This is a genomic window from Fibrivirga algicola, from assembly GCF_011742925.1.
In the GTDB taxonomy this organism is placed as follows: Bacteria; Bacteroidota; Bacteroidia; order Cytophagales; family Spirosomataceae; genus Fibrella; species Fibrella algicola.
The window spans coordinates 1-594 of sequence record NZ_WAEL01000033.1 but is presented as its reverse complement, the minus strand read 5'-3'; the positions used below and the strand labels follow the sequence as shown (position 1 = coordinate 594).

General features: G+C 57.2%; 1 protein-coding gene. It reads left to right on the top strand.

Features of this window, described 5'->3' with window-relative positions:
* On the top strand, window positions 1-594 hold a 594-nt coding region (locus F7231_RS27075; protein WP_208295706.1), incomplete at both ends, for a putative Ig domain-containing protein.

Genomic DNA, 594 nt, shown 5'->3' with positions numbered 1-594 from the left:
TACGGCGACTGCTATCGTACTTGTCTCGCCAAGCGTGATCGCCAATGACGACGCGGGAACCGGTTCGGCCGGGGCAAGCGGTGTGGCTATTGGTAGCCTGGTGGCCAACGATGTAGTCAACGGGCTGCCAGCTACCCTGGGTGCAACGGGCAACGCTGTTGTCTCAGCAGTAGGGACGTACCCGGCAGGCATCACGCTCGACGCGAATACGGGGTCCGTCAGTGTGGCAATCGGTACCGTACCGGGTACGTATACATTGGTCTACCAACTCTGCGACAAGCTCTCGCCAGTGACCTGTACTACGGCCAATGCTGTAGTGACAGTAGCACCGAGCGTGATCGCTATGGACGATGCTGGCCTAGCGTCTGCGGGTACGGGGGGCACAGCCATCCCGAATGTGACAGGTAATGATATAGTGAATGGCGTATCGGTCCTGCTGGGCGTTAACGCTGAGGTCTCAACAGTAGGCACATATCCAGCTGGTATCACATTAAATACGACGACAGGTTCCATCAGCGTGGCTACGGGCACGGTGCCAGGAACGTATACGTTGGTCTATCAACTGTGTGATAAATTAGCTGCCCCCACCTGCAC